Raw genomic sequence first — 26,454 nt, forward strand, 5'->3', positions numbered from 1 at the left:
GCATATTCAAAGCGCACTCATCACCTCCACTGTTACCAACACCATTCCCCCTTTCACTACCGGCCCGCGCTCCACCAGCAACCGGTCGATCTGGCTATCGTCCAGCCACACCCCGGCGTGGGTCAGGGCGTCTTGCACCGCCTTCACCGTGTTATCCAGATCCCGGGCTCGCCGGTCAGGGGCCTGCACCAATAGCCGCAGGGCCAGCCGGTCGGGAATCTGCTTGCCGGCTAACTTGGCAGCCAGGCAGGCATCGGCCGCGGCCTTGCGATAAACCCTCCCCTCCTGGCTCAGCAAGGTTCTGGGCTTGCCGCTCACGGCCACATTGCGCCAGATCCGGTTGGTTGAAGGGGGCCATGGCAGGGTCACCGTCCATGAATCAGCTTTTGGCATTGAACACTCCCAGGGAGCATGCCAGCTCCAATGTGTTGATAACGTGATCCAACTGCGAACCATGCTGGGCCTCCCAGGCCTTCCACCCGATCCGGTGCAACTCCATGTGTGGCTGGTGGGCGAGCGGGAACACCATCAGATCATGCGCCTTGCTACCCATCACACTCATTCCGTGACCCACGACATGGTGCGCCTCGATGCCCTCGCGCTGGCCCGTTACCACACAGGGCAACTGCCGGACAAAGGCCAGGTAGGCTGCACACTCCCAGCGCTGGCGCTTGGGCTTGCCCAGATATAGGGCCGCGGGTTCGGGGTCGATCTGACGAATAGCCGGTTTGGCATTGATGCGGGCCCGCAGATCGGCAAGCGGATCACGCTCTGCCACCTCAAGGCGATGATCACGATAGCGGGAATCGGTCTCCCGGTTACCGCGGGGCGACCACTTCCGATCCGGTTCTATGGGTGCCAGACGACAGGCAGAGCGCAGCAGCGGATCCGGCAATGAAGGCAGCACCTTGTAGACGGTCGCCCACCAGCACAGATCCCGGGCAGTCAGGTCAGCTGCGGCCACCCCGCACCAGCCAGCAACCCGCTGCAGTACAAGCTGCGCCAGCCACCCGGCCACATCGGCGAGGCGGATCGGTAACTGCCCATCGTGGCGCTCATTGTCGTGATGCCAGCACAAAGGCAGATGCACCCCCTCCACTTCTGCGGTGACGGTTTCCCCGATACAGCCATCGGCTATCACACAAGCCGTGGCATTGGCGGTCAGCAGATCCCCACCGGCGGCATTGACCACCGCGGCGCAGGCCAGGGCCGACACCAGCGCAGGGAACTGGGTCAGCAGGTCGGATCCCTGATCGCGCACCAGGCGCACCGGCTTGCCAGCCAGTTGGCGTCGTACCGCCGGCAGGCTGTCGCCCAGCGGCACCAGGGCCAGCCCCAGCGCTTCGACAAACACCGCGTTACCTGCGCTCACGCTTGCCCCCTGATCGCGTTCAACTGTTGGCGAAACCACTCACGGTGCTCTTCATCCACCTCATCGATGGCGGCCACCACGACCTCACGCCCGATCTCGTTGCGGCGCCGGCGCCACACCAGCAGGTGCGCCTGCTTGATCAACTCAATGCGCTGCCGTTCAGCCGATGGCAACAAGGCCAGGTTGTGACTCATGCCGCCACCCCGCGCAGGATGCCGTCACGGATCAGTCGCTCAACCAGCCACTGCTGGCCCTTGCCGGTGATCAGGGGGGTGAAGCTGATACGCCGCTCGCCGTTACTGTCAAACGAGCTCTCCCGGGTCGCGAACAGCCCGCGGTCCACATACTCCTGCATCGGCAGGTTCCAGCGCTCCCCGCGGCAACTCATCAAGATCTTGCGTTCCCTCAGCAGGGAAAACAGGGTATTGGGGCCGAGGCCCACCGTCTTGGCAAACGCCGACAAGGTGATCCCCTTCTCCACACTGGCGATCTGTTTGGCGAACTCCACCGCCGGGGCATCCATCGCCACCTTCTGTTCCAGCGCCATCTTCTGCTCGGCCAGCTCGGCAGCAAGGCGCAGTGCCTCCGGCAGCGACTGGGGGATCACCAGAGCGTTCTGGTTGCCCTGCTGCTCCAGCTCCTGCCAGCGGCGAATAATCCGGATCCGCAATTGGGCGCTGTAACCGGCCACCAGACAAAGGCTCTCGTCCTTGTCCAGCAGCAAGCACGGTTGGGCCCTGCCCAGGCTGTCCTGGTACTCGGCTGGCTTTTCAGCCGATTGAATCTCCACCAGCATGCGGCGAATATCGGCCAGCACGTTCTTGTGCTCCTTGCCGGTCAGCTCGGCGATTTCCACGCTGGTCATCGTCAAAGGGGTCACGCCCCTCATCATCAACTCCATCTCTCTACCCCCATCGAAACATTGGCGGCCAGGTACAACGCCAGACCGACGAGCAACAACAGCATCAACGCCGGCATCACGAGATCGCGCATGGGATCATCTCCAACGTCGCAGGCTGCTGCTGGCCGCGCAGGGCATTCACCGCCTTCATCACCTCAGCCAGTTCGGCACCCTGTATCAGGTAGTGCCCGGCCCGGTGGGTCTTCGAGGTGAACCCCAGTTGCCGCGGGCAATCCGACACCTCAAGGCGCACCTGCACCGGCAACCAGTCCTTCACCTCCGGGTACACCGCCACCCGCACATACCGGGCGCGGCGAATGTCCCTCTCACAGGCATCACTGAACGTCACCGCCATCACGCAATCCTCCCGGTTATCGTCACACCCTCGCGGCGCAGCTGGGCCAGCAATGCCTGCAGCTCGGCCTGCACCGCCTCATCGGTCACTTCGCGATCACGCACATAAACCCGGGCCTCTGCCTGCATCTCGCAGGCTCGCAAAGAGACCTGGCGGCCCACAGGGGCGGACTTCGGTACCGGATTGCGCTGCAGGATGGTGGCCTTGACCTCGGCCGGGCGCGGGGCGAACTGGCGGCCAGCGTCATCGGCCAGCTCCAACACCGCCTCGCGGATCTGCTGGGCGGTGAACCCCCGCAGTTGAACACCCCAGGCCATGGCCACGCCGCGGGCATTGGCATCCAACTGGCTGGCACTGGCGGGCCAGCACCCAGCCATCAGCGGCAGCAGCTCATCCGCCAGGAACATCGACATGCCGGTGCTCACCTGCAGACTGGCCTGATTCACGGGCAGACTGGTCACGTTAGAGGGGAGTGTTGTCGTCATAATCGACCCCCGCGGCTCGCAGGGCCTGGGCCTGCTGTTGGGCTTGCGCCAGATTGGACAGAGGGCGCTGGTGGCCGGCAGACGGGTTGCCGCGCTTGGCCTGCAACCGATCCCACTGCTGGCGTAGTTTCTGCGGGGCTAGGATGTTGGTGCACCAGAACGCATCACGGCTCACCCAGTCATACAGCTCGCAAATATCGCGATGACTGCGCTGGTCAAGCTCACGCATCAGCCGGATCACGTTGGACCACTGCGCCCAGTTCGGCTCAAGAGCGGTCGGGGTGATCAACTGCACTCGACGAAACATCCACTTCGCGGTCATCAGGTCATCGCTGGTCCCCCACGCTTTACCGCTCGGGGTCTGGATGGCAGCCTCGGGAATAACCCGGGTCTTGGACTTGGGTTCGGGATCGGCAACGTCCAGAGCGGCGGGATCATCCCCAACCTGGTCGAAAGTCGCGTCAGCGAGTTGCGACGAAGAGTCTTTAAGATCTTTGTTTGTTTTGTTGTTTATCTTGTTTAGATCTTCGGCGTGATACTCCGCGCCTAACTCCGCACCATCAGATTGCGATACCCCCTCACTCCCCTGCCCTGATGCGGGTTGCAACTCCGCGCCCAACTCCGCGCCAATGTGTTCTGAAACTCCGCGCTGGTAAGGGTCGTAGTTGAGCAAGGTGACCAGGGTGTAACCCCGGGTACCCTGCTTGCTGGTGCGGCTGATCATCCCCTCCTGCTCGAAGGCCTCCAGGGATCGGCGAGCACTGTCTTCAGAGATGCCGCAGGCCTCCCCCAGGGATCGGGCCGAGCCCACAATCTGCCCACGCTGCAGCAGCAGACGATTGCCGTTGAAGGTCACCTCACAGCGCTCATGCGCGGCCTCCAACAGCAGGTGCAGCCACAGCGCCTTGCGCACCGGGTCACGGTAGAACGGCGCCTCCTTCAGGCTCTTGTAAAGCAGCACAAACCCGCTGCGGCGGTTGTCGGCCACGTTGCATCCTCGTGATACTGGGGCGGCCACCGGGACCGCCAGTCTGACTACCTCACCCATGGCTCACCTTCTTCAATCGCGTCGGCTTGGCCGCCTTCTTGGCGTCCCTCTTCTGCTGGCGCAGCTTGCGCTGCAGCAACTTGGCCATCTTCTTTCCCTCCGCCAGGCACTTGGCAAAGGCCTGCCCCTTGGCAAAGCACGGCGTGGTGCGAAAATGCCGTAGAGCCGCCTGGGTTGCGGTGTGCACCACATCCGGGGTGTATCCCCCCGCCGTCAGGATCTGCGCCACGTTGCGCTCGATAAACAGCTCAGGATGCATAGCCTGCCTCCTGTAACTGCTGCAATTGCACAAACACTTGACGGGCCTGTGCCAGGGAGATCGGCAAACTCACCCCCATCACCACCAACTGATAGCCGTTACAGAACTTGAGCCGCGGCATGACATTCTTAGTCATGATGGTGCCCTCCAAACATCAAGCACAGGGAGCGACCTGATTGAGTCGTAATCTTTGCAAGTGCTATGGTTATATTTCGCAACTGACATTCGACACAGGAACCTGCATGGCGGCCAATGACGACAAATCCCTGCTCCCCATCTCCGGCTGGTTTATCAGCCCACAGGACCACAACAACATCACTGTCAAACTGAACTGCAGCGCGCCTAACCTGCAGACATGCGAGGGCATCTTTCTCACCCCGAGCTATGTGCTGACCGCAAGCCAAGCGATTGCACTCGCCAATACGCTGCTTACCTCGGCCCGCTACTTGGCGTTCCAGGAACAGCAAGGTGTTATCTACGACAGTCGACCCCAGTAAGCGCCCAAGGTGACTACATCCTTGCGGGCGCGGCCACTCGGCTGAATTGCCCCAAGAGACATGCCGAAGGCCTGAACCTTGCGCGATCGGCGTTTGTTCGGTACGCTTCTCCATGTTCTTTTCTCCGCGAAAATGGACCTCGGGTCGGGCTGTTACAGCAGCGCCGGCCCACTCTTTTTGTGCTTCCTTCATCACTTCTCTCCTTGTGCATGTGAACCCGGGAACGGGCGCACCTGACTGGCTACCGACTCTTCCAGGCTCAGCAGCTCCTTGATGGCTCTATGAACTGCCCCCGTGATGGCTTGCCGTTCCACAGGGTCGATCACCCCGTCTTGCCGCGCTTCACGCAGCTCCCCAAACACTGCCGCAACCACCTCCCCCACCAGCATTACCTGGTCGGCCAGCTCTTCTTCGGTCACAGTGCTATCCGGCAGGGCCACCAGCGCATGACCCCGAGCCAGTGCCCAGGCCTGCAGGATGGCGTTGTCACCGGTCAGTTCGGTAACCGCCATCGCTTCGGACAGGGTCAGGTGGTGATCTTCGCAAGCCGGATTGAACTTGTTATTCAGGGTGGTAGGGCGCTTGCAGCCCATCAGTTTCGCCAGATCGGATATGTTGTACCGGCGGCTCAACTGATAAGCGGCGTCAATAGGGTCAGAAAGGTGGGAGTGTTCCCGCTTCACTCTCGTGGTTGTTCTGGTGGGTTTTGTCATGATGGTTTCAACTGTCCCGCGGTTCGACTTTCAATCGCCCTTTGGTGACAAGCTGTACCTGACAAGCTCGTCCGTATGGGATGACTTCTCCCCATAGAGACACCGCAGACTTGCTTATGCCTAGTGCTTTTGCTGTCTTTGTCACCCCGCCAAAGAAAGCGATGACATCTGGTTTCTTCATAGTCCCTCCTGTAGACACAGCGAGGTTAAGCAAACACAACAATCAGGTCAAGCACAATTAACCCCGAAAGGTTTAAATTACTTAACTATGAACATTGGAGAACGCATCAAGCTGTCTAGGTCGCGCCTTAAAATGACCCAGCAGCAACTCGGCGACAGAATCGGCGCAAACAAAGCATCCATTTCTCAATGGGAAAATGGTGTGTACACGCCTGATGCCAAGAACTTATCAGCACTGGCAAAAGCGTTATCTGTGTCTGTGTTCTGGTTGATGGATGGTAAGGGTGACCCAAGTGGTCAGAACTTGGAGCTAGCGCCACCGGATAATCACCGTATCCCAGTGATCAGCTATGTGCAGGCTGGAGTATGGACAGAAACCAGTGAGATCCGTGAGTGCGATGGCAACCTGGTCTACATCACCACCGAACTCGAACTAGGGGAGCGGGCCTTTGCTATCGAACTAAAAGGCCACTCCATGGAACCTGAGTTTGTTGAAGGCGATCTGGTCCTAATCGACCCGGACGAGCACCCTCATCCGGGAGATTTCGTAGTTGCAAAGAACGGTGAAGAAGCTGCCACCTTCAAGAAGTACCGTCCTAGGGGCATAGGTGAAGACGGCCAAGAAGTCTTCGAACTCGTACCGCTAAATGATGATTTCCCCACCATGCGTTCAGATCGACAGCATATCCAGATCATCGGCACTATGGTTGAGCACCGCCGTCGAAGGAAACGACGTTAGGAATAACACAACGTCATGTATAATTATATAAATAATATTGCTCTGTCGAGCACAATATGAACCTACAAAAATAGGCCCGCCAAATTGGCGGGCACGATTTTATTTTTAAAAAATCATATTGTCTTTATTTGACTCGAGAACCCATTATATACATCGCTAATCATTGCATTTGCTTTAACATTGTATGCTCGTGGTATCTCATTAGACTTAAAATCATTATAAGCGAAAGGCAACAAAGCTCCCCCGGGTATTGTGGACTTTGCCTCACCACTGCTAGTATTAATTGTAAAGCCTCCGTCTAATATTTCAACACCGCCAGTATCTGAAACAACCCAATGCTGATCAATTACAAATTTATTAATAACCAACTCTGGAAGTGCACTTTTTTGCAAAGTTAAGTTGTCAGCTAAAGAATCTGAGAGCTGTTTCTTTTCATTTGGTAAAAAACTCAACCTTTTATTGAGACTGTTTTTGTATTCGTCTATCGTAGCATGAAACTCAGTCGATACATTATCATCCGCAGTCCAATCTGCACTAGATATATTAATTAGCGTTCTAACTAAATCATAGTTTAAGCTAACTTCCAAAGATTGATAATCTTTATAGAAAGCTAAAAAAATAGGACTAATAACTTTTACACACGACTCAACCATCTCTGCCTGATAGGCCTCTCCAGCATTAATAACGTCAATAGGGTTTTTAGTATTTTTTGAAGAGGGCTGACATAAGCTATCAACGTTTATAGGATCTTGGCCTCTGCGAGTCACCTCAAGTAAATCCGTTAGATAACCCCTATAATTTAATTCAGGATGAACTTTATTACTTAGAAAAGATTGATGGAGATCATTTACATACTTATAAATGAACTCACTGCCTTTCTCCAATGATGCCATTTCATCGCTCTTTTCCTTAATCTCCCTGTCAATGCTGGCAGTCTTGTTATTGATGTAGCCATTCATCCGATCAACAGATTGAATAAATCTTTCTGAAATTCCATTATTAATTATTGAAAGCCCCTCATCCGAAAGGTTACATGTATAACTTACAATTATCCTATCGCGATTATCTTTGCTCTCACTCCATGCACCATTCTTACAGTCACTGCGTGTTTCAAAAGCCTTACCAGTTGTTAAACTAGAATCAATGTCATAATTCACCGTTCCCTTTACCTTTTCAATTCCGCCAGAATCACAGGCTGAAAGTAAAAACATACTTGCTAACGCTGAAATAATGCTATTCCTTTTAAACATTTAAACACCCCAATTACGTGTCAATAAGTTCGTCTGTGATACTTCAACTTTTTGTTAAATTATATAATATTTTTGTCTACAGGAAATACAGGTCTATATCACATTATTCAAAATAATACAGATTTGAAAAAATAATAAAACCCCTATGCCGCAACTAGTAGGGTTAGAAAACATCATTGCTAACCTAGTGTTCCATCGATTGAGAAGCATCAGAGCAGGATAGGTTAAGCACACCATTTGTGTTAAGCATGCAAAACTTCATACTTTACATTGATGTTTGGCAGTCTTAACATTCTTGTCTCGTATCTACTAACTTTCGAGATAAGTCATGCCATACCTACCAAACCGCAAGCGCATCTACATCGCCGGACCCATGTCCGGCCTGCCAGATTGCAACCGCCCCGCCTTCCACACCGAGGCCAACCACCAGCATGAGCGCGGCCATATCCCGCTCAACCCTGCCACCCTCCCCGAGGGCCTGACCCAAGCTGAGTACATGGCCTGCAGCCTGCCCATGGTCATGCTCGCCGATGAGCTGGTCATGCTCCCCGGCTGGCGCGATAGCCAAGGCGCCACCGCCGAGTTCCATCTCGCCATGAAGTGCGGCAAGGTCATCCGCCAAGCCGAAGATGGCTTTGCCTGGTACCCCACCAACTCCGAGGTGACGGCATGAACCACTACGCCCAAGCACTGGCCGAGCTGCAGGTCCTGCCTGACCACGAGCTCAAGCAGATCGGCGACCAGTGGCAGACCCCCAAGGCGCTGGCCTGGGGCCTGTTCCACCAGTTCGCCCCCACTCTGGGACCTGTGGTGCTCGACATGTTTGCCGACGACTGCAACCACCTGGTGCCGAACTACTACGACGCAGAAGACAACGCCCTCACCCAGGAGCTGGCCACCGACCTTCGCCGCTTGGGGGGGGCAGCCTACGCCAACCCGCCCTACTCGCGCCCCTGCACGGATAGCGAGGGGAACACCATCACCGGGATGGAGGCCATCCTCAACTACTGCCGCGAGCAACGGGCGCTGGGCGCCAAGATCATGTTGCTCATCAAAGCCGCCACCAGCGAAACCTGGTGGCCGGAAGATGCCGACTTCATCCAGTTCATCAGCGGGCGCATCGGCTTTGAGGTACCGAGCTGGTACGTGCCCCGCGACCCGAAGAAGGACAAGCCCAGCTCTAGCGGCTTTGCCTCAGCCGTGGTGATCTTCGACGCCGGCTGGCAGGGCGAGCGCCGCCCCGAAGCACGCCTGCGCCGTGACGACCTCATCACCACTGGCACCATCATCCTCGACATGATCCACCGCCAAGCGGTGGAGCTCACCCTTGCCGCCGATCACGTTATCCGTAGCGCCGCCCCCAAGCTGTCCCCCGTGGTCACCCAGGAGCAACCCGCCAAAACAGAACCGGCCGCGGGGGAGCCACCAGCAGCCGACGATAACGAGGCCAGCGCCGCGGTGGCGGCCGAACTGGGCTATGCCGATGCCAGCAGCATCATGGCCAAGCAGTTTGAGTGCGCTGATCTCGGCGAAGAGCAACAGGATACGGTCAGGGGTTATGTGCAAGGCTGGCTGGACGAGCCTTATCCGCTCTCCGAGATCTTCTATCGGCTCGATCTGGCCGTCGCCAACTTGCTGGCCGGCAAGCCTATCTACCAGGGTTTTGCCCTAGAGGATAATCGGGCCCCCACCCTGCCCCACTGGCAGCGCCACCCTGCGGTGAAGGACATCATCTACCAAATTGATGATGCCGATATCCTGACCCCAGCCAAGACTGCAGAGCTGGCCGCCTGGATCATCGATAACCTGACGGCCCCCGGCGACCTGCTGGTACTGGCCACCACCAAGGCCGCCGAGCTGCTGGCGCAGAGTGCCGAAGCCACCAGCCCAGAGCCTAACCATGCAGAGAGGCAGCTCGAGCTGCTGGATGCCCACCACGCAACCGAAGAACCCAGCACCAAGCCGCTCGAGGACTGGGCCTTCGACTACCAGAACAACGAGCTCAATTTGGGCGGCGCAGTCTGGCATCGCTTTGTCACCGTGCTGACAGTCCTCTATGGGAAGCGGGAGCTCTACACCGCCCGTGAAGTGGCCATCGCCATCTCATTGAGTGATGCGCAGTTGCGTGACCAGTTCACCACCATGCCCGATGACGAGCGCGAGCGCCTGGAGCGAATCCTCAATGCTATGGACACGATGGAATGGAACTATAAAGGCGCTCAGAGACCGCTGAACGACCCGCAACGGCAAGCTGCTGCTGTCGCAATCTTCACGGCTCTAAAAGAAACGGCAAATACCCCTAAGCATGAGTTGCTCGAACGGGCCATTGCAGCCATCGACAACCTCAAGGAGGAAGTCGTATGAGCATCATTCAGGAGGTTGCCGAGTGGGTTCATGCCCGAACCGGCGGCGCCATCAGCGCAGAGGTGGCAGCGACCTTCTCCCTCACTGTCAACAAGGCCAGCATCGTGATGGGCCAGATACACAGGGAGGCCCGCTTCACCACCCGGGTTGAGCACTTTTGCATGGTCGGGGAGAACGGCAGAGGGCGGCACACCCGCCGCCTCTTCGTGGACCAGGTGCGGGATCCGCAATGGCACAAGACGCCAGTGATCGGCATCAACGACGAGCAACAGATTGTGAGGTTCGACAGCATTGTCGAGGCGGAACGAACAGGCGGGTTTGTACGCGTCAGCATCACCCGGTGCCTGAACAACTCTCAGGCAACCCATGGTGGCTATCGCTGGACCGTCGCAACAAATGAGCAGAATGGATAGGAGAAATCATGCAAGAACAGATTGAGAAGATTGACCAGAGTGAGCTGATGGTCATGTTGGGAAAAGGGCGCACAGCGCTGTATCACCTGCGCATGAGGGATACCACCTTCCCCAAACCCATCGACCACCAGCCACTGCGCTGGATCAAGTCACACATCATGACCTGGATTGACAGCCACAACCGGATCAGTGGCAACGCCTAGCTCCCGCTGGATCACTGTCCACCAGCGCTCATAGGCAACAGCTTGATCCTCAAGCCAGTCATGTTTGTTGTAAACAGCCATCACGCCAAGCAGGGTGTGCCCCAACATCACTTCGGTGATATGGGGCGACACCCCCATTTCCGATAACCGGGTCGAAAGCGTTCGACGAGCATCATGAATCCGCCAATGGGGGATCCCCAGGCTGCTGCGCAAGCGGCTCACCAGCCGATTGCACGAGTGGATCTCCAACGGCCCATTCCCCTCCCCTTGCCCAGGGAACAGATAGACCTGGTCCACCGACGCCATCGCGGCTCGTTCGAACAGTTGCTTGCCCACCGATGTGATGGGGCGGCGGATAGGCCTGCCGGTCTTGCTGATCTCCGCCGGCACGGTCCAGACCATAGACTCGAAATCCAGGTCCTGGCGTTTGAGCGTTCTGGCCTCTGACAGCCGGCACCCATAGACCAGGCAGAGCAGATGAATCACCTTGTTGCCGGTTCCGGCCCGGCTGGCCTCGATGGCCCGCCAGATCTTCGCAACCTCTGGCACAGTCAACACCCGGTGACCGGTCTTGGCGGGGGCGCCAACATCCCTGGCCCGCAGACTCATCATGTTGGGCATGTTGATCGTGCCGCGGCGAGCATGCCAGTTGAAGCACGCCTTCAATGCCGTGATCACAGCCCGGGTTACGCCGGGTGCCCGCTCACTGATGGTATCGAAATAGCTCAACCACATGTCCATGGTGATCTGGTTGATTGGCCGGTCAGGCAAGCGGTTCTTCACCGACGAGAAGGTATAGCGATAGTATTTCTGGGTGCCTTCTCGGCACTCCCGCATCACGTACTTCTCGAACCACTCATCGAACAAGGCTGCAGGCGTAGGCTCGTCGCCCGAGGCACTGATCGGCGCAACACCACTTTTGAGCTCATCGGCCTTAATCCGGGCCTCTCGCAAGGTCAGAGCCGGGTACCGACCGAGAGAGGTCCGAACCCGCTTTCCATCGACCACATGCCGAACCTGGAACGCAACCACCCCCTTCGGTGAGACCCGGACACTCAACCCATCACCGTCGCTCACTTCGCTCGGGCCAGCATATGGTTTACCATTCACCCCTCGAAGCCAGCTATCTGATAACGCCATTGCTACCCCATAAAATTTTGTACCACTCTCATGGGGTGTTTTGTACCAGATAATGTACCAGCAGGCCATTGAACAACGTCAGGTTTGGGTGAACGATGAAAGTGTCTTCGGAATTTGCATCTCACCATAACGGCACTAAACCCTGAAAAATCAATCAGAAGCGCGAACACACAAGAACACATGAGCACATTAGCGAAGCAGACCACCCAGCCCACTTACTACTTCCACGATTACGAGACCTTCGGCATCAGCCCCGCCAGGGACAGGCCGTCGCAGTTTGCGGGCATTCGCACCGACGCCGATTTCAACATCATCGGCGAGCCGCTGGTGATCTATTGCAAGCCGCCCGCGGACTACCTGCCGGAGCCGGAGGCCTGCCTCATCACCGGCATCACGCCGCAGAAGGCGATGAAGGACGGGCTCTGCGAGGCGGACTTCATTCGCCAAATTCACGAGCAGTTCGCCACCCCGAACACCTGCGTGCTGGGCTACAACAGCATCCGCTTCGATGATGAGGTGACCCGCTACACCCTCTATCGCAACTTCTATGACCCTTATGCCTACGCCTGGCAGAACGGCAACTCCCGCTGGGACATTCTCGACATGCTGCGGGCCTGCTACGCCCTGCGCCCGGAGGGGATAGAGTGGGCCCTCGACGACGAGGGCAAGCCGAGCTTCAAGCTGGAGAGGCTGACGGTGGCCAACGGGGTGGCCCACGCCAACGCCCACGATGCGCTCTCCGACGTGCTGGCCACCATAGAGATGGCCAAGCTGGTGAAAAAGGCCCAGCCCAAGCTGTTTGACTACCTGTTTGCCCTGCGCAACAAGAACAAGGTGAAGGCGCTCATCGACGTGGTGACCATGAAGCCCCTGATCCACGTCTCCGGCATGTTCTCCCCCTGGCAGGGGTGCGCGAGCTGGGTATCGCCGCTCGCCTGGCATCCGACCAACCAGAATGCGGTGATCATGGTGGATCTGACCCGTGACCCGACGCCGCTTGTCGAGCTCACGAGCGAGGAGATCCGCGAGCGCCTCTACACCAGGAAGGATGATCTCGGGGATCTGGCGGCCATTCCGGTGAAGCTGGTGCACATCAACAAGTGCCCCGTGCTGGCGCCGGCCGCCACCCTGACCCCGGAGCGGGCCGACCAGCTTGGCATAGACAGGGAGCAGTGCCGCAAGAGCCTGGATCTGCTGCGGGCCCATCCCGAGGTGCGGGAAAAACTGGTGGAGGTGTTCAATCAGGAGTTTGCCGGCAGCAATGACAGCGATCCCGATACCCAGCTCTACGCCGGTTTCTTCGGCCACGGCGACAAGTCCACCATGGATCTGGTGCGCGCCACCCCGGCGGATCTGCTGGGGGAGCGGGAGTTTGCCTTCACCGACTCACGACTGCCGGAGATGCTGTTCCGCTACCGTGCCCGCAACTGGCCCCACACCTTGAGCGAAGCTGAGCAGAAGCGCTGGCGCCTGCATTGCAGCGACTACTTCAGCCGCCGTCTGCCGGACTATGTGCCCCGTCTCGAGGCGCTGGCGGAGCAGAATCAGGGTAACGAACGGAACTTTGCGATCCTAAAGAGTCTCTATCACTATCTGGAAGATCTATGAGATGTGAGGCGTTTCACACTTAAAACCCTGTCGGCTCCCCGCGCCTGCGACATAATGAGCAGGGGAGCCAAGCTCCTGATAGTTTGATGATTACATGCGCTGCCGGCATGGATGCCGCGCCTCGACTGTTGGGGATCTTTCGTCATATGCGTTCAGCACTGCCTGCTCTCACCCTTGTCGTCTGTGCCTTGCTGCCCCAGGCCACCCTGGCCGGGGTACGTTTCGAGGTGCCGGACTACCTGCTGCGTCTGCCGGAGCAGACCTATCAGCTCATAGAGCGCAACTTCAGCACCCTCTATCAGCAGACCGACTTCACCCCCCAGATCACCAACAGCTATTTCAACCACTCGGATCTCTATCGCTTCGCCGGCATTCCCCTGGCCATCACGCCCCAGAACGGCTTCCAGATGGAGATCTTCGGCCAGCTCTACAACAAGTCGTCCCAGATCTATGCCCAGATGAGCCAGGATCTCTCCCTCTATCGCACCCTGCGGGTCGACATGATGGGGGATCAGAGCGACGAGGTCGCCATCGGCATGGGGCTCGGCATTCCCTTGGGCGCCCGTCTGACCCTCAAGGCGCTCGCCTCCAGCAACGAGATCCCGGGTTATGGCTCCGCCAACTACGCCATCGGGATGGAGTGGCACTTCTAGGGGTCAACCCCACCCGATAAAAAGGCTCCCGAGGGAGCCTTTTTGCTGAGTGCAGCACTCAAAGATAACGGATCACCCGCCCCTGGCCCCCCGCCAGTTCCAGCGTCTCTCCCAGGGCAGTGTCGTCCCAGAAATCCCTGCCCCCTGCTGGCAGCTCAAACTGTGCAGCATGCTCGCCCCAGTTGAACAGGCAGAGCAGCTCGCCACCCCCGGGCAGGGCCACCCGGCCGCGGCCAAACCCCATGTCATCGAAACGGGCCGCCGGGGTGCGCGCCGCGCACAGGGCCAGCAGCTTGCCAAGGTGCATCCCCTGCACCTCGTCCAGATCCTGCAGCCGGTCGCCGGCCAGCACCATGCCACCGCTCGCCACCAGGGCGGCCAGGTGGAACTGATACTCGGACTCGCTGGCGTGCTGGCCCGGGATATTCCGCAGGCAGACGCAATCGGGATCCAGCGCCCAGAGCCGGTCGTTCTGCCAGGCGCGGCAGAAGGCTTCCCGCGCTATCTGGCGAAAACGGGGGCCCTGGCGCTCCACGTCGTCGCTCACCCGCATGCCGTGCACCAGGCCAAGGCTAGGCCAGAGGGGGGCGTTGCAGCCGAGCAGGAAGGCGCCCTCGCCCGCCCCGCGCAGCACGGCCGCCATGCCACGTCTATAGGCCTCGACCCGGGTGGCGGCGGGGTCATGGAAGCGGCCCCCGTGGATGGCGCCCCAGAAGTTCGCATCCAGCTTGAAGTAGTGGATGCCCCACTGCTCGCGCAGGGTGCGGAACACCTGCTCGAGGTGGGCCTGCACCTCGGGATGGGTGCCGTCCAGCACATACCAGGGGGTGCAACGCCAGCCGCCGTAGGTGACCCGCTCCGAGGGCAGCGGCAGGCCATCCTCCCCTTTCACGAACCAGTCCGGGTGTTGCTGGAACACTTGCGAGCCGGGCTCGGCGATGAAGGGGGCGACCCAGAGCGCGGGCTCGCAACCGGCGGCGCGGATCTCCCCTGCCAGGGTTGCCACCCCCTGCTCGAACTTGGATGAAGGGGTGAGCCAGTCCCCCATCCTGGCCTGATAGCCGTCATCTATCTGCACGTAACGCAGAGCCGGGAAGCGCATCGCCCGCACCGCCAGGTTCTCGCGAATGTCGGCGGCGCTCACGTCCGCATAGTAGTGATACCAGGAGCACCAGCCACTCGGGCGCGCGGCCAGGTCCGCCACCAGCGAAGGGTGTTCGGCCTCGATATAGTCCGCCAGCGACCCCAGCAGTGCCTCCCTGTCCGGCCCCTCCAGGCAGATCAGCGCCTCGCTATGCCAGTGCTGGCCCGGTGCGAGGGTGCGCCCTTCGGCGTTCATCACTATCTCAAGGCGGCCGTCCGGATAGAGACGGAACTCGCCGCCAAAGCGCTGGCAACTGGCGAAGGCGAGCAGCAGCCAGCCCTGCTCCCGCTCGACCAGCAGCAGGTTGTGCACTGTGTGATAGCCGTCGTCGTCGGTGATGCGATAGACGCCGGCGTCGGGGCAGCGGCCTACCGGCTCGGGGGCCTGCCAGCTGCCCATGGTCTGGGCCAGCATCTGGAACCCCTCTCCGTAGATGGCCGCATCGGGAGAGAGGCCAAGCGCCCCCTCAAACAGCCGCCAGTGGCGAACGACCTCGGGACTGGACCCGGTATTGTCCAGCCTCACCCGGCACAGGGGGCCGTCCCACTGACGGGTTTGCAGCAGTTGGGGAGGCAGGGCGGGATCGGCGGGCAACTGGCGCAATCTGGCCAGGAAAGAGGGGTACGACATGGGAGCTCCTTCTTGTGAATGAGGATGATGCCGGGGCCATTGTATCCCCTGTGGGTCAGTTGACCCTGTTCCATGCCCCCCGTGCCTGTTAAACTGCGACCTCGCTCACAGTTGCCAAGATGAGGCCCCCGTGCTGTTGCAACGCGCCTTGCGCTACCTTCGTGATTTTCTGGTCATCATCGCCTGCCTGCTGGCGGGCAAGGTCCTGGCCGCCCTGCTGCCCTTCGCCTTCCCCGGCAGCATCATCGGCATGCTGCTGCTGTTCGTGCTGCTCTCTTTGCAGCTGATCCGCTTCTCCTGGGTCGAGCAGGGGGGCGGCCTGCTGCTCCGTCACATGGGGGTCCTGTTCGTGCCGGTCGCCGTCGGTCTGGTGGCCTGGCTCGAGCCCCTGCGTCAATCCTTCGGCCTCATCATGCTCTGCGTGGTGCTCGGCATAGTGCTGATCCTGGGCGCCGTCGGCCATCTCTACCAGAGGATGAACAGACAATGATGTTCTGGTTGGCCATTCCCCTGACCCTGGCGCTCTATTTCATGACCCGGGCCCTCTACCGCCGCCTGCCCTGGCCCGTCATCAATCCGGTGCTGATCCCCACCGCCGTCATCATTGGCCTGCTGCTCTGGCTGGATCTGCCGCTGGATCAGTACCAGCGCGGTACCGCCCCCATCACGGCCCTGCTGGAGCCCGCCGTGGTGGCGCTGGCGCTGCCCCTCTACCAGCAAGCCCGCCAGATCCGTGACAAGCTCAAGCCCATCATCCTCTGCACCCTCACCTCTGTGCTCATCTCGGTCTGCACCACCTTGGGCATTGGCCACCTGATGGGGGCGGATCCGGCCCTGCTCGCCTCCATCGCCACCAAGTCCATCACCACGCCGCTCGCCATGAGCGTCAGCCAGTCCCTCGGCGGCATTCCCGCCATCGCCGCCGCCGTTGTGGTGGTGGTGGGGATATTGGGGGCCCTGATAGGGTATCCCCTGCTCAGGCTGATGCGGGTGACCGACCCCGAGGCCCAGGGACTCGCCATGGGGGCCTGTGCCCACGCCATCGGCACCGCCGCCTCCGCCGAGCAGGGCGTCACCCAGGGGGCCTTCTCGTCGCTGGCCATGGTGGTGTGCGGCGTGCTGACCGCCGCCGTCGCCCCCCTGCTGTTTGCCCTCTATCACTGGCTGACCTGAGCCCGGCGCCACGCCCTCTGCCATGGCCGCCCCCTGCGGCCATGGCCTCTTTGCCCCTTCAAGCAGTCCATACGACACCGCCATGCCCCTGATGCTGCGAGCAAGCGCACAGATTGCGAAAGACAAACGTTTCCTTTACCATCCCCGGCCCTTTGCCCATCAAGGCGTGAGCGCGCTCACACATTTCGCCGCGCTTGCTCCCTACAATGGCCCCCCAATTGGCCTTTGAGGACACAGTATGCATCCCCGCTTTGCCAAGCCGTTCGAGACCCTTTCCGCCCCGCTCCAGGCCGCCCTGCTGCCCATGCTGGGGGACGATTTCCAGGCCCGTTTTACCCCTGAGCAGGTGGCGACGCTGAAAGCCGCCACCGGGCTCGACGATCGGGCCCTGCGCCTGGCCCTGCTGCCGCTGGCGGCCGCCTGCTCGGTCGCCCCCATCTCCAGGTTCTTCGTCGGCGCCATCGCCTGCGGCCTGAGCGGCAGCTGGTATTTTGGCGCCAACATGGAGTTTGCCGGTCAGGGGCTGTTCCACTCGGTGCACGCCGAGCAGTCCGCCATCTCCAACGCCTGGCTCGGCGGCGAGACCGGGATCAGTGAGATCACCGTCAACTACACCCCTTGCGGTCACTGCCGCCAGTTCATGAACGAGCTGAGCACCGCCAAGACCCTGAAAGTCTCCCTGCCGGACGACTTGAGCGAGCTGCAGTCCTTCCTGCCTCACTCCTTCGGCCCCGCCGATCTCGAGATCACCGATGCCCTGATGAGCCCCCAGGCCCACGACGAGCTGGTGCTTGAGAGCGACGACCCCCTGTGGCAGGCCGCGCTGGCCGCCGCCCGCCAGAGCTATGCCCCCTACAGCCAGGGCTATGCCGCTGTGGCGTTGCAGTTCGAGGACGGCCGTATCTTCTGCGGTCGCTACGCCGAGAACGCCGCCTTCAACCCCAGCCTCCCCCCCATGCAGATGGCCTGCGCCCATGCGGTGCTCAATGGCGAGGAGCTCACCGCAGTACGCCGCGCCGTGCTCTTGGAGAGCAAGGATGGCCAGATCAGCCAGCGGGATTCGGCCCAGTCGACCCTCAAGGCCCTGGGATCCGTCCAGCTGGAGTACCTGGCGGTCTGATCCGGCGCCGGAATGTATTAGGGGAGCCACTGGCTCCCCTTTTTGCATTAATTTTCCAAATACCTTTGCCCCTGTCAGGACTCCCAGATGATGGTCCTGGCACCGGACCAGCGCTCGCCTATGTCCGCGTATTTTTGCTCCAGCAGGTGGCGGCGGATCTTCATGGTGGGGGTCAGCACCCCGTTCTCGATGTTCCAGGGGCTCTTGACCACCAGGATGCCGCGCAGGCGGGCATGGGATTCGAGCTGGCCGTTGACCCGGGTCAGGGCGGCCTCCAGCTGGGCGTCGACGGCCCCCCTGTCCCCCTTCATGGCGCTCTCGGCGAGCTGCACCAGGGCGACCGGTTGCGGCATGCCGTAACCGATGACGCACAGCTGCTCTATGATGGGCTCCTGCCCCAGCATCCCCTCGATGGGCACAGGCGCCACGTACTTGCCCTTGGCTGTCTTGAACACATCCTTCATGCGGCCCGTGATGGTGAGGTAGCCCTCCCTGTCCAGCTTGCCCATGTCACCGGTGTGCAACCAGCCGTCGGCGTCGATGGCCTCGGCGCTGTGCTCGGGATCCTTGTAGTAGCCCAGCATCATGCCGTCACAGCGGCAGAGGATCTCCCCCTCGTCGGAGATCTTGAGGGTCACCCCGGGGCCCGCCTTGCCGACAGTCCCGATCTTGTCCGCCCGGAAGGGGTAGTTGAGGGTGGAGTAGGCGTGGTTCTCGGTCATGCCCCAGGCCTCGGTGATCTCGATGCCTATGCTGTGATACCACTCGAGCAGCGCCGGGGCCACCGGGGCCGAGCCACAGCCCAGCACCCGCGCCTGATCCAGCCCCAGCCCCTTTTGCAGCTTGCTCTTGATGAGACCCGAGATGAGCGGGATCTTGAGCAGCAGCGCCAGCTTCTTCTGGGGCAGCTTCTCGTGGATCTTGATGCGGAACATGGCCCACAGCCGCGGCACCGAGATGAAGACGGTGGGTCGGCAGCGCTTGACGTCCTCGATGAAGGTATCGAGGGACTCGGGGAAGGCGATGGTGGCGCCGCTGAACAGGCTGCCGCCGTAGATGTAGACCCGCTCGGTGATGTGGGCCAGCGGCAGGTAGGAGAAGCCGCGATCCGCGGCCGTCAGGGAGACTGCCTCCACCAGCTTCTCGCAGGACCAGGCGTAGCGCTCCACGCTCAGCATGGCGCCCTTGGGCTTGCCGGTACTGCCCGAGGTGTAGACCAGGCTCAGCAGGGCATCCGGCGCCTGCACCGGGCTGTCCGGGATGGGGTCATGGGCATCGAGCAGCGCGTCCCACTGGTGGGCGGCCGGCATGGTGTCATAGGGCAGCGCTATGCGCAGCAGATCCGCGGGCACCCCTGCCTCCTGGCTCTTCCAGTCGTCCAGCTTGCCGACGAAGATGGCCTTGGCCTCGCTGTGGCGCAGTACGTATTCGATGGTGTCGACGTTGGCGGTCGGGTAGATGGGCACGCTCACGTACTGCCCCATCTGCATGGCGAGATCGGCGATGAACCACTCTGCGCAATTCTTGGAGAGCAGCGCTACCTTGTCCCCCGGGACCAGCCCCAGGGCACGCAGTGCCGTCACCATGCGGCGCGCCTCGTCGGCGACCTCACCCCAGGTGAAGTCGACGTATTCGCGGTTGATGGTCTGGCGAAGATAGATCCGGTCGGGACACTGCCGCTCCCAGTGATAGAGCATCTCGAGCGGCAGTTTGGTGGCAATGCGTGAGGTGGAGGCCATAGTTTAATCCCTGAAACAAAAGGCGAGCCTCATTATTAACCTTTTGATAACACTCAGGGAAGCAGATTACTTAAACTTCTGTTTGAATTGCGAATGGGATCAAGCTTCCGCCTGCTGCTGCAGCCGCTTCCACATCTCCTGTACCAGCACCTCATCCTGCTCGGAGAGCTCCCCCTGCAAGATGGCCTCGTTCAGGCTGCGCAGCACATAGCTCTTTACGTCCCGCACCAGCGTCTTGCCCTCCAGCTCGGCGCGCGCCACCGCGAGCGAGATATGACCCCGCAGGTAGCCGCCCGCAAACAGTTCGTCCTCGCTGGCCGTGGCGACCATGGCGTCGATCAGTCCCAACAACTTGTGTTCAAAATCGTGAATCGTCATTTAACGCAGCCTCATTTCCGGGATTGCCGGCAAAAAATTCGGGGGAGTGGAACCGCGATCTTGTTGATCGCGGCTCTCTGGCGCCAGGCCAGCCGCATCCTTGATGTCCTATTCCGGGTTGGCCACCGGGTAGATGACCTGATCCTTGTATCCCGTGGTTATGCGCAGATAACCACGTAACGACCGGTTCAGTGCCGGGTCATCGGTATCCACCAGCAGCGGACGACCCTCGAGGGCCGCCAGCTTGGACTTGGTGGCGAGCACCTGAATATGGTCTCGCCCGACGGCCCGGATCACCTCTGGACTCAGTTGCTGATTTCCGCGCCCGAACAGATGTCCCTGACCACCGATCAGGGTAATGATCAGGCGGCAGCGACGACCGCGGATCCGGGTCAGGATCTCGGCGGCGCTGAGATCCTGCCCGATAAGTTGGCCATTTTCCACCAGATCCACACCGAGCAAGGTATTTTCCAGACCCAGCTCTGCCATGCAGGCGGCCACTGTGCTCCCCGACCCCATCAGATAGAGGGTGTCAGGCTCCATCTGCTCGACCACGCCGGCGGCGAGATCCGCCAGCACCAGCTCCTCGGACTCCCGCCCGCCCTGCTTGACCGCCTGGACGTAACGCAGATCCCCGGGCACCAGCAGCTGGCCGTAGTGGCGGGCGCGCACCTTGCCCGCCCGAAACGCCTCTTCGTCGATGTCCATCACCTCGGCATCCACCAGGCTCAGCAGCTCCCCTGCTATCATCCGCGCCGCCACCCGGCCGCTCGCCGTCGGGGTCACGCCGTAGACCCCGGAGTGGATCTTGCACCCCGCCGGGATGCCGAGCACATGGCAGGACTCCCCCACAGCCGCGCAGATGTCCCGGGCTGTGCCATCCCCACCGGCAAAGAGCAGCAGATCCACCCCGGCTTCGCGCAGGGCCAGGGCGGCGGCCCGGGTATCCTCGGCGCACGTCTGGGCCCCGGCGGGCTGGTAGAGGATGCGGTGAGGCAAATGCAGCTCGGCGGCGAGCGTCTCCCCCATCTCTCCCGCCACCGTCAGCAGCTCGAACTGGTCTGTGAGCGAGCACAGGGGCAGCAGGGCCTGACGGGCCCGCTCCCGGGCCTTGGGCATGGCGCCCCGCGCCAGCGCCTCGGCCACCATGCCGTCGCTGCCCTTGAGACCGACCGCACCGCCAATGCCGGCGATGGGGTTGATGATGAGCCCTAATCGAAACATGTTTTCCTCCCGTTGGATGGCTGCCATTTTTATCTTTTCGCGCTACTGGGACAAGCCATAACCCCCTGCTAGAATGCGCTGCTTCAAATTATTCAACCAAGGTTCAATCATGCTGGAATGGATTGCTGACCCCTCAGCCTGGGTGGCGCTCGCCACCCTGACCCTGCTCGAGATCGTGCTGGGCATCGACAACATCATCTTTATCTCCATCCTGGTGGGGCGACTGCCGGAGGCTCAGCGCCAGAAGGCGCGGATCCTCGGGCTGGGGCTTGCCATGGGCACCCGCATCCTGCTGCTGCTCTCCCTGGCCTGGGTGATGCGCCTCACCGAGCCGCTGTTCAGCATGCTGGATGAAGCCATCTCGGGCCGGGATCTCATCCTGCTGGTGGGGGGCCTGTTCCTCATCGCCAAGAGTACCCACGAGATCCACCAGAGCCTAGAGGGCGCCGCCGAAGAGCCCGGCATGGTGAGCAAGACCGCCGGCTTCATGTCGACACTGGTGCAGATCGCCATCCTCGACATCATCTTCAGCCTGGATTCCGTCATCACAGCGGTCGGCATGGCGGATCACGTGCCCGTCATGGTGCTGGCCATCATGATCGCCGTCGGCGTCATGATGTTTGCCGCCAAGGCCATAGGTGACTTCGTCGACGAGCACCCCACCATCAAGATGCTGGCGCTCGCCTTCCTGATCCTGGTCGGGGTCGCCCTGGTCGGCGAGGGGCTGGACATGCACATTCCGAAGGGTTACATCTACTTCGCCATGGCCTTCTCGCTGGTGGTGGAGATGATCAACATCCGCCTGCGCGGTCATCAGGAGCGGGCCAAGTAAGCCCCTCTTTGAGCCAACAAAAAGCGCGACCCTGGGGTCGCGCTTTTTTATTGCCGTGAGCGGGGCATCCCCCCGGCCTCAGAGTGCATTGCGGGTGGCGACGGCATCGGCCAGATTGCGCAGCAGCACCTCGGTATCGGCCCAGCCGATGCAGGCATCCGTGATGCTCTGACCGAAGGTGAGCTCGCACCCTTCCACCAGATCCTGACGGCCTTCCACCAGGTGGCTCTCCACCATGACGCCGAACACCGCCTTGCTGCCGGCGCGCAGCTGACCGGCCACGTCCTCGGCCACCAGCATCTGGTTCTTGAACTGCTTGCTGCTGTTGGCGTGGCTGAAGTCGATCATCACCTTCTGGGGCAGACCGGCCTTGTCCAGCCCCTTCACCACCTCATCCACGTGGGCGGCGCTGTAGTTCGGCTCGCGGCCACCGCGCAATATGATGTGACAATCCGGGTTGCCGGCGGTCGAGACGATGGCGGAGTGACCGTACTTGGTCACCGACAGGAAGTGGTGCGGGGCGCTGGCGGCGCCGATGGCATCGATGGCCACCTTGATGGTGCCGTCGGTGCCGTTCTTGAAGCCCACCGGGCAGGAGAGACCTGAGGCCAGCTCGCGGTGCACCTGGGATTCGGTGGTGCGGGCCCCGATGGCGCCCCAGCTCATCAGATCCGCCACGTATTGCGGGGTGATCATGTCGAGGAACTCGGAGGCGGTCGGCAGCCCCATGTCGTTGAGATCCAGCAGCAGCTTGCGACCCAGGCGCAGGCCGTCGTTGATCTGGCAGCTGTTGTCGAGGTAAGGGTCGTTGATCAGCCCCTTCCAGCCCACTGTGGTGCGCGGCTTCTCGAAGTAGACCCGCATCACGATTTCCAGCTGGCCCTTGAGCTCGTCGCGCAAGGTCTTGAGGCGTTTGCCGTATTCCAGCGCGGCCACGGGATCGTGGATGGAGCAGGGACCGATCACCACCAGCAGGCGCTGATCTTCACCGGCCAGGATCTGATGGATGGCCTGACGGGATTCAAACACTGTATTTGATGCGGTCTCGGTCGCCGGAAACTTCTCAAGCACCGCAACCGGGGGCAATAACTCTTTGATTTCACTGATACGAACGTCGTCGGTTTGATGCTGCATGACCAAGTTTCCTGCTAAATGACTGCGATGAAGAAACTTCAATCTAGCCCGCGACCGGGACGGTGTAAATAGAAAATTACATTCTTCTACAAGGAATTTTATCTGCGCACCTTGCAAGTTTGGATAATGCTGCTAAGGGCGTTGGCAAACCGGGGGAGAAGACGGGAGACAGAAACGAACGGGCCCGCACAAGGCGGGCCCGACGGACTTAAGCCTGGCTGATGCTGGCCAGCTTGGTGAAGTAGTCCGGGAAGGTCTTGGAGGTACAACCCGGATCATTGATGGTGACCGCGGTATCGGACAGCGCCACCAGGGAGAAGCACATGGCGATGCGGTGATCGTTGTAGGTATCGATCTCGGCGTGCTTGAGCTGCTCCGGCGGAGTGACGGCGATGAAGTCATGCCCCTCCTCCACTTCGACGCCCAGCTTGCGCAGCTCGGTCGCCATGGCGTGCAGGCGATCCGTCTCCTTCACCCGCCAGTTGTAGATGTTGCGAATGGCGGTGGGCCCCTTCGCAAACAGCGCCGCGACGGCTATGGTCATGGCCGCATCCGGGATGTGGTTCATGTCCATGTCGACGCCGTGCAGGGGGGCCTGCTCGGCCTCGATGAAGTCGTCACCCCAGGTGATGCGGGCGCCCATCTTCTCCAGCACGTCGGCGAAGTGGATATCCCCCTGGATGCTGTGCTTGCCGATGCCGGTGACCCGCACCTTGCCCTTGATGGCGCCCGCCGCGAGGAAGTAGGAGGCGCTGGAGGCATCCCCTTCCACCAGGAAGTCACCGGGGCTGACATAGGTCTGGTTGCCCTTGATGTAGAACACCTTGTAGTCGTCGTGCTCGATGACCACACCAAACTGCTTCATGATGTGCAGCGTGATGTCGATGTAGGGCTTGGAGACCAGCTCCCCCTTGATGTGGATGCGGGTGTCGCCAGCCGCCATGGGGGCCGCCATCAAAAACGCCGTCAGGAACTGGCTGGAGACGGAGCCGTCGACGTGCACGTCGCCGCCCCACAGACCCTTGGCATCCACCACCAGGGGCGGATAGCCATCTTTTTTCAGGTACTGGATATGGGCACCCGCTTCTCGCAGGGCATCCACCAGGTGACCGATGGGACGCTCTTCCATGCGCGGCTCGCCCCCCAGCATGTACTCACCGGAGCCCAGACAGAGCGCGGCACAGAGCGGGCGCATGGCGGTGCCGGCGTTGCCGAGGAAGAGGTTGACCGGTGCCGATACCGCAAAGCTGCGACCCAGGCCATGCACGGTGCACTCGGTCTTGTCGGCGGAGAGCTTGTACTTGACCCCGAGCTGGGTCAGCGCCGCCAGCATGTGGCGGATGTCATCGCTGTCGAGCAGGTTGGTCAGCCGGGTAGTGCCCCGTGCCAGGGCTGCCAGCAGCAGGGCACGGTTAGAGACACTTTTGGAGCCAGGCAGATTGACCACCCCGGCCACGCTAGAAATGGGTTCCAAACGCAACGAATTCATAGACTTCCTGTACAATCTCAAGTAAATCACCTGACCGGACGTTAACAGCCCGCGCCCCGCGCGGCAAGACCGTCTGTGGCACAAAACCGGAGCAGCCGGGCTGGCGGTCAGGATCTTCTGGAAAAACAGACGCCGGGGAGTCCCCGGCGCCTTGCATCAACGGCAATACCCTGGCTGTTCACGCTCTGTCGCGAGAGGTCGTCAGCAAGGTGAAGCGCAGCACAGGAACCGGAGTTGATACCCATCAATGAGGTTCCGCGCAGCACATAAGCCTTGATCACGGCGTCGCAGCCAGCGCGTGAGCGGCGGCTCAACCGTGGCGCTTGGCAAAACCATCCATAAAGCTGACCAGCGCCTTGACCCCTTCCAGCGGCATGGCGTTGTAGAGGCTGGCACGCATGCCGCCGACGATGCGGTGCCCCTTGAGCGCCAGCAGACCGGCCGCTTCCGACTCCCCCAGGAACTGCTTGTCCAGGGCCTCGTTTTTCAGCTGGAAGGGCACGTTCATGCGGGAGCGGCAGGCCACGTCCACCTTGTTGCCGTAGAAGCTGGAGTCGTCGAGGTAGCCGTAGAGGAAGTCGGCCTTCGCCTTGTTGCGCGCCTCCATCGCCTCCAGCCCGCCCTGTTCTTTGAGCCACTCGAACACCAAGCCGGCCAGATACCAGGCGTAGGTGGGGGGAGTGTTGAACATGGAATCGTTCTTGGCGGTGAGCTGGTAATCAAAGATCGAGGGCACGTCGGCTCTCGCCTGGTTCAGCAGGTCGTCCCGCACTATGGCGATAGCCAGACCGGACGGCCCAATGTTCTTCTGAGCGCCGGCGTAGAGGATGCCGAAGCGGCTCACGTCGAGGGGACGGGAGAGGATGGTGGAGGAGAGATCCGCCACCAGGGGCACAGGGCCGGTGGCCGGGATGTCGAACATCTCTATGCCGTCGATGGTTTCGTTCGGGCAGTAGTGCACATAGGCCGCATCGGCGCGAAACGCCGGGGTCGGCAGCAGGTGGCTTATCCCCTGCGCGTTCTTCGCCACCCCCTGGAAGGTCTGGATGTCCCCGTATTTCTGGGCCTCATCCACGGCGCTCTGGGCCCAGACGCCGGTCAGCAGGTAATCGGCCTTTTTATTGGCGCCGCCGAGCAGGTTCATGGGCACGGCAGAGAACTGGCCGCGACCGCCGCCGTGCATGAACAACACCTTGTAGTTGTCCGGCACCGCCAGCAGATCCCGCAAATCGGCTTCGGCCTTCTCGGCGACCGCCATATAGGGCTTGCCGCGATGGGAGAGCTCCATGACCGAGGCTCCCAGCCCCTGGAAATTACAAAATTCGCGCTGGGCGCGCTCCATGACTTCAACCGGCAACATGGCGGGGCCGGCGCAGAAGTTGTAAATCTGTTTGCTCATGACGCTTTCCGT

General features: G+C 60.7%; 32 protein-coding genes. 12 read left to right on the forward strand and 20 right to left on the reverse strand.

The genetic code is table 11. The features are described from left to right. Positions 1 to 6: 6 nt before the first annotated feature. From G4923_RS10645 to G4923_RS10685, 9 genes are all read right to left on the reverse strand, one after another. Complete coding sequence (locus G4923_RS10645; RefSeq protein WP_205596983.1) at positions 7 to 393, reverse strand: RusA family crossover junction endodeoxyribonuclease; 387 nt, start codon at positions 391 to 393, stop codon at positions 7 to 9. After that, on the reverse strand, positions 380 to 1,372 hold the full coding sequence (locus G4923_RS10650; protein WP_338120453.1) for a DUF968 domain-containing protein: 993 nt from the start codon (positions 1,370 to 1,372) through the stop codon (positions 380 to 382). Before G4923_RS10650 ends, G4923_RS10645 begins: the two co-directional genes overlap by 14 nt. Continuing rightward, positions 1,369 to 1,566, reverse strand: a complete 198-nt coding sequence (locus tag G4923_RS10655) for a DUF3283 family protein (protein WP_005324004.1) — start codon at positions 1,564 to 1,566, stop codon at positions 1,369 to 1,371. The genes G4923_RS10650 and G4923_RS10655 overlap by 4 nt, the downstream gene beginning before the upstream one ends. Further along, entirely contained in the window at positions 1,563 to 2,261 is a 699-nt protein-coding gene (locus G4923_RS10660; protein ID WP_234922228.1) for a phage antirepressor KilAC domain-containing protein, read from the reverse strand. Before G4923_RS10660 ends, G4923_RS10655 begins: the two co-directional genes overlap by 4 nt. A gap of 88 nt (positions 2,262 to 2,349) precedes the next feature. After that, the gene (locus G4923_RS10665; RefSeq protein WP_163137000.1) at positions 2,350 to 2,628 is read right to left on the reverse strand and encodes a hypothetical protein; all 279 of its coding nucleotides are present in this window, start codon (positions 2,626 to 2,628) and stop codon (positions 2,350 to 2,352) included. Then, entirely contained in the window at positions 2,628 to 3,113 is a 486-nt protein-coding gene (locus tag G4923_RS10670; RefSeq protein ID WP_205596984.1) for a hypothetical protein, read from the reverse strand. The genes G4923_RS10665 and G4923_RS10670 overlap by 1 nt, the downstream gene beginning before the upstream one ends. Next, positions 3,091 to 4,101, reverse strand: a complete 1,011-nt coding sequence (locus G4923_RS10675; RefSeq protein ID WP_163137001.1) for a helix-turn-helix domain-containing protein — start codon at positions 4,099 to 4,101, stop codon at positions 3,091 to 3,093. Before G4923_RS10675 ends, G4923_RS10670 begins: the two co-directional genes overlap by 23 nt. A gap of 52 nt (positions 4,102 to 4,153) precedes the next feature. Continuing rightward, positions 4,154 to 4,420 carry a hypothetical protein gene (locus G4923_RS10680; protein WP_163137002.1) on the reverse strand — a complete coding sequence of 89 codons (267 nt, stop codon included), beginning with the start codon at positions 4,418 to 4,420 and terminating at the stop codon, positions 4,154 to 4,156. Further along, positions 4,410 to 4,556, reverse strand: coding sequence for a hypothetical protein (locus tag G4923_RS10685; RefSeq protein WP_163137003.1), 147 nt, complete (start codon positions 4,554 to 4,556; stop codon positions 4,410 to 4,412). The genes G4923_RS10680 and G4923_RS10685 overlap by 11 nt, the downstream gene beginning before the upstream one ends. A 106-nt stretch (positions 4,557 to 4,662) precedes the next feature. On the opposite strand from G4923_RS10685, the gene G4923_RS10690 reads away from it, so the two are divergent. Continuing rightward, entirely contained in the window at positions 4,663 to 4,917 is a 255-nt protein-coding gene (locus G4923_RS10690; protein ID WP_163137004.1) for a hypothetical protein, read from the forward strand. Positions 4,918 to 5,108: 191 nt separating this feature from the next. Here the strand turns inward: G4923_RS10690 and G4923_RS10695 are convergent, their stop codons facing one another. Together G4923_RS10695 and G4923_RS10700 are read right to left on the reverse strand one after the other, a co-directional pair. Then, positions 5,109 to 5,630: a phage regulatory CII family protein gene (locus G4923_RS10695; protein WP_205596985.1), complete on the reverse strand. Its 522-nt coding sequence runs from the start codon at positions 5,628 to 5,630 to the stop codon at positions 5,109 to 5,111. A gap of 7 nt (positions 5,631 to 5,637) precedes the next feature. After that, complete coding sequence (locus G4923_RS10700) at positions 5,638 to 5,811, reverse strand: Cro/CI family transcriptional regulator (protein ID WP_163137005.1); 174 nt, start codon at positions 5,809 to 5,811, stop codon at positions 5,638 to 5,640. Between the two features lie 87 nt (positions 5,812 to 5,898). Between G4923_RS10700 and G4923_RS10705 the strand changes: the two genes are divergently transcribed. Then, positions 5,899 to 6,549, forward strand: a complete 651-nt coding sequence (locus G4923_RS10705) for a LexA family protein (protein WP_163137006.1) — start codon at positions 5,899 to 5,901, stop codon at positions 6,547 to 6,549. A 113-nt stretch (positions 6,550 to 6,662) separates the two neighbouring features. Here G4923_RS10705 and G4923_RS10710 read toward each other — a convergent pair whose 3' ends face one another. Beyond that, entirely contained in the window at positions 6,663 to 7,799 is a 1,137-nt protein-coding gene (locus G4923_RS10710; protein WP_163137007.1) for a hypothetical protein, read from the reverse strand. Positions 7,800 to 8,127: 328 nt separating this feature from the next. On the opposite strand from G4923_RS10710, the gene G4923_RS10715 reads away from it, so the two are divergent. From G4923_RS10715 to G4923_RS10730, 4 genes are read left to right on the forward strand one after another with little or no spacing between them, the layout of a single operon-like run. Beyond that, positions 8,128 to 8,472, forward strand: a complete 345-nt coding sequence (locus tag G4923_RS10715; protein ID WP_163137008.1) for a DUF4406 domain-containing protein — start codon at positions 8,128 to 8,130, stop codon at positions 8,470 to 8,472. Further along, entirely contained in the window at positions 8,469 to 10,163 is a 1,695-nt protein-coding gene (locus G4923_RS21245) for a phage N-6-adenine-methyltransferase (RefSeq protein WP_240455287.1), read from the forward strand. Before G4923_RS10715 ends, G4923_RS21245 begins: the two co-directional genes overlap by 4 nt. Then, positions 10,160 to 10,576 (forward strand): hypothetical protein, encoded by a 417-nt coding sequence (locus G4923_RS10725; RefSeq protein ID WP_163137009.1) that lies wholly within the window; start codon positions 10,160 to 10,162, stop codon positions 10,574 to 10,576. The genes G4923_RS21245 and G4923_RS10725 overlap by 4 nt, the downstream gene beginning before the upstream one ends. 8 nt (positions 10,577 to 10,584) lie before the next feature. Then, on the forward strand, positions 10,585 to 10,779 hold the full coding sequence (locus G4923_RS10730; protein ID WP_163137010.1) for a helix-turn-helix transcriptional regulator: 195 nt from the start codon (positions 10,585 to 10,587) through the stop codon (positions 10,777 to 10,779). On the opposite strand, the gene G4923_RS10735 is transcribed toward G4923_RS10730, so the two are convergent. Further along, on the reverse strand, positions 10,726 to 11,919 hold the full coding sequence (locus tag G4923_RS10735) for a tyrosine-type recombinase/integrase (protein ID WP_163137011.1): 1,194 nt from the start codon (positions 11,917 to 11,919) through the stop codon (positions 10,726 to 10,728). The genes G4923_RS10730 and G4923_RS10735 overlap by 54 nt on opposite strands. Positions 11,920 to 12,099: 180 nt before the next feature. On the opposite strand from G4923_RS10735, the gene sbcB reads away from it, so the two are divergent. Together sbcB and G4923_RS10745 are read left to right on the forward strand one after the other, a co-directional pair. Next, positions 12,100 to 13,527, forward strand: coding sequence for an exodeoxyribonuclease I (gene sbcB / locus G4923_RS10740; protein ID WP_163137012.1), 1,428 nt, complete (start codon positions 12,100 to 12,102; stop codon positions 13,525 to 13,527). A gap of 146 nt (positions 13,528 to 13,673) precedes the next feature. Continuing rightward, positions 13,674 to 14,180 carry a hypothetical protein gene (locus G4923_RS10745; RefSeq protein WP_163137013.1) on the forward strand — a complete coding sequence of 169 codons (507 nt, stop codon included), beginning with the start codon at positions 13,674 to 13,676 and terminating at the stop codon, positions 14,178 to 14,180. Between the two features lie 58 nt (positions 14,181 to 14,238). On the opposite strand, the gene G4923_RS10750 is transcribed toward G4923_RS10745, so the two are convergent. Beyond that, entirely contained in the window at positions 14,239 to 15,954 is a 1,716-nt protein-coding gene (locus tag G4923_RS10750; RefSeq protein WP_163137014.1) for a glycoside hydrolase family 36 protein, read from the reverse strand. Between the two features lie 130 nt (positions 15,955 to 16,084). On the opposite strand from G4923_RS10750, the gene G4923_RS10755 reads away from it, so the two are divergent. The 3 genes from G4923_RS10755 (at position 16,085) to cdd (ending at position 18,247) form a co-directional block, all read left to right on the forward strand. Beyond that, entirely contained in the window at positions 16,085 to 16,444 is a 360-nt protein-coding gene (locus G4923_RS10755; RefSeq protein WP_106887037.1) for a CidA/LrgA family protein, read from the forward strand. Further along, positions 16,441 to 17,127, forward strand: coding sequence for an LrgB family protein (locus G4923_RS10760; RefSeq protein ID WP_106887038.1), 687 nt, complete (start codon positions 16,441 to 16,443; stop codon positions 17,125 to 17,127). The genes G4923_RS10755 and G4923_RS10760 overlap by 4 nt, the downstream gene beginning before the upstream one ends. Before the next feature lie 238 nt (positions 17,128 to 17,365). After that, positions 17,366 to 18,247: a cytidine deaminase gene (gene cdd, locus G4923_RS10765; RefSeq protein ID WP_163137015.1), complete on the forward strand. Its 882-nt coding sequence runs from the start codon at positions 17,366 to 17,368 to the stop codon at positions 18,245 to 18,247. A gap of 74 nt (positions 18,248 to 18,321) precedes the next feature. On the opposite strand, the gene G4923_RS10770 is transcribed toward cdd, so the two are convergent. From G4923_RS10770 to G4923_RS10780, 3 genes are all read right to left on the reverse strand, one after another. Continuing rightward, on the reverse strand, positions 18,322 to 19,986 hold the full coding sequence (locus G4923_RS10770) for an AMP-binding protein (RefSeq protein WP_163137016.1): 1,665 nt from the start codon (positions 19,984 to 19,986) through the stop codon (positions 18,322 to 18,324). Positions 19,987 to 20,085: 99 nt separating this feature from the next. After that, the gene (locus G4923_RS10775; protein WP_005332956.1) at positions 20,086 to 20,364 is read right to left on the reverse strand and encodes a YfcL family protein; all 279 of its coding nucleotides are present in this window, start codon (positions 20,362 to 20,364) and stop codon (positions 20,086 to 20,088) included. 108 nt (positions 20,365 to 20,472) lie between these two features. Next, a complete protein-coding gene (locus G4923_RS10780; protein WP_163137017.1) occupies positions 20,473 to 21,588 on the reverse strand; it encodes an ATP-NAD kinase family protein in 1,116 nt (371 codons plus the stop codon). Between the two features lie 109 nt (positions 21,589 to 21,697). Here G4923_RS10780 and G4923_RS10785 point away from each other — a divergent pair, with 109 nt between their 5' ends. Then, positions 21,698 to 22,420 carry a TerC family protein gene (locus G4923_RS10785; protein WP_404835121.1) on the forward strand — a complete coding sequence of 241 codons (723 nt, stop codon included), beginning with the start codon at positions 21,698 to 21,700 and terminating at the stop codon, positions 22,418 to 22,420. Positions 22,421 to 22,498: 78 nt separating this feature from the next. Here G4923_RS10785 and aroG read toward each other — a convergent pair whose 3' ends face one another. The 3 genes from aroG to serC all read right to left on the reverse strand — a co-directional run bounded on the left by aroG (position 22,499) and on the right by serC (position 26,442). Continuing rightward, a complete protein-coding gene (gene aroG / locus G4923_RS10790; protein ID WP_106887042.1) occupies positions 22,499 to 23,554 on the reverse strand; it encodes a 3-deoxy-7-phosphoheptulonate synthase AroG in 1,056 nt (351 codons plus the stop codon). A 208-nt stretch (positions 23,555 to 23,762) separates the two neighbouring features. Next, entirely contained in the window at positions 23,763 to 25,043 is a 1,281-nt protein-coding gene (gene aroA / locus G4923_RS10795) for a 3-phosphoshikimate 1-carboxyvinyltransferase (RefSeq protein WP_025326697.1), read from the reverse strand. A gap of 310 nt (positions 25,044 to 25,353) precedes the next feature. Further along, entirely contained in the window at positions 25,354 to 26,442 is a 1,089-nt protein-coding gene (serC, locus tag G4923_RS10800) for a 3-phosphoserine/phosphohydroxythreonine transaminase (protein WP_163137018.1), read from the reverse strand. Positions 26,443 to 26,454 lie beyond the last annotated feature (12 nt).

Origin of the sequence: Aeromonas rivipollensis (genome assembly GCF_010974825.1) — a bacterium.
Lineage (GTDB): Bacteria > Pseudomonadota > Gammaproteobacteria > Enterobacterales > Aeromonadaceae > Aeromonas > Aeromonas rivipollensis.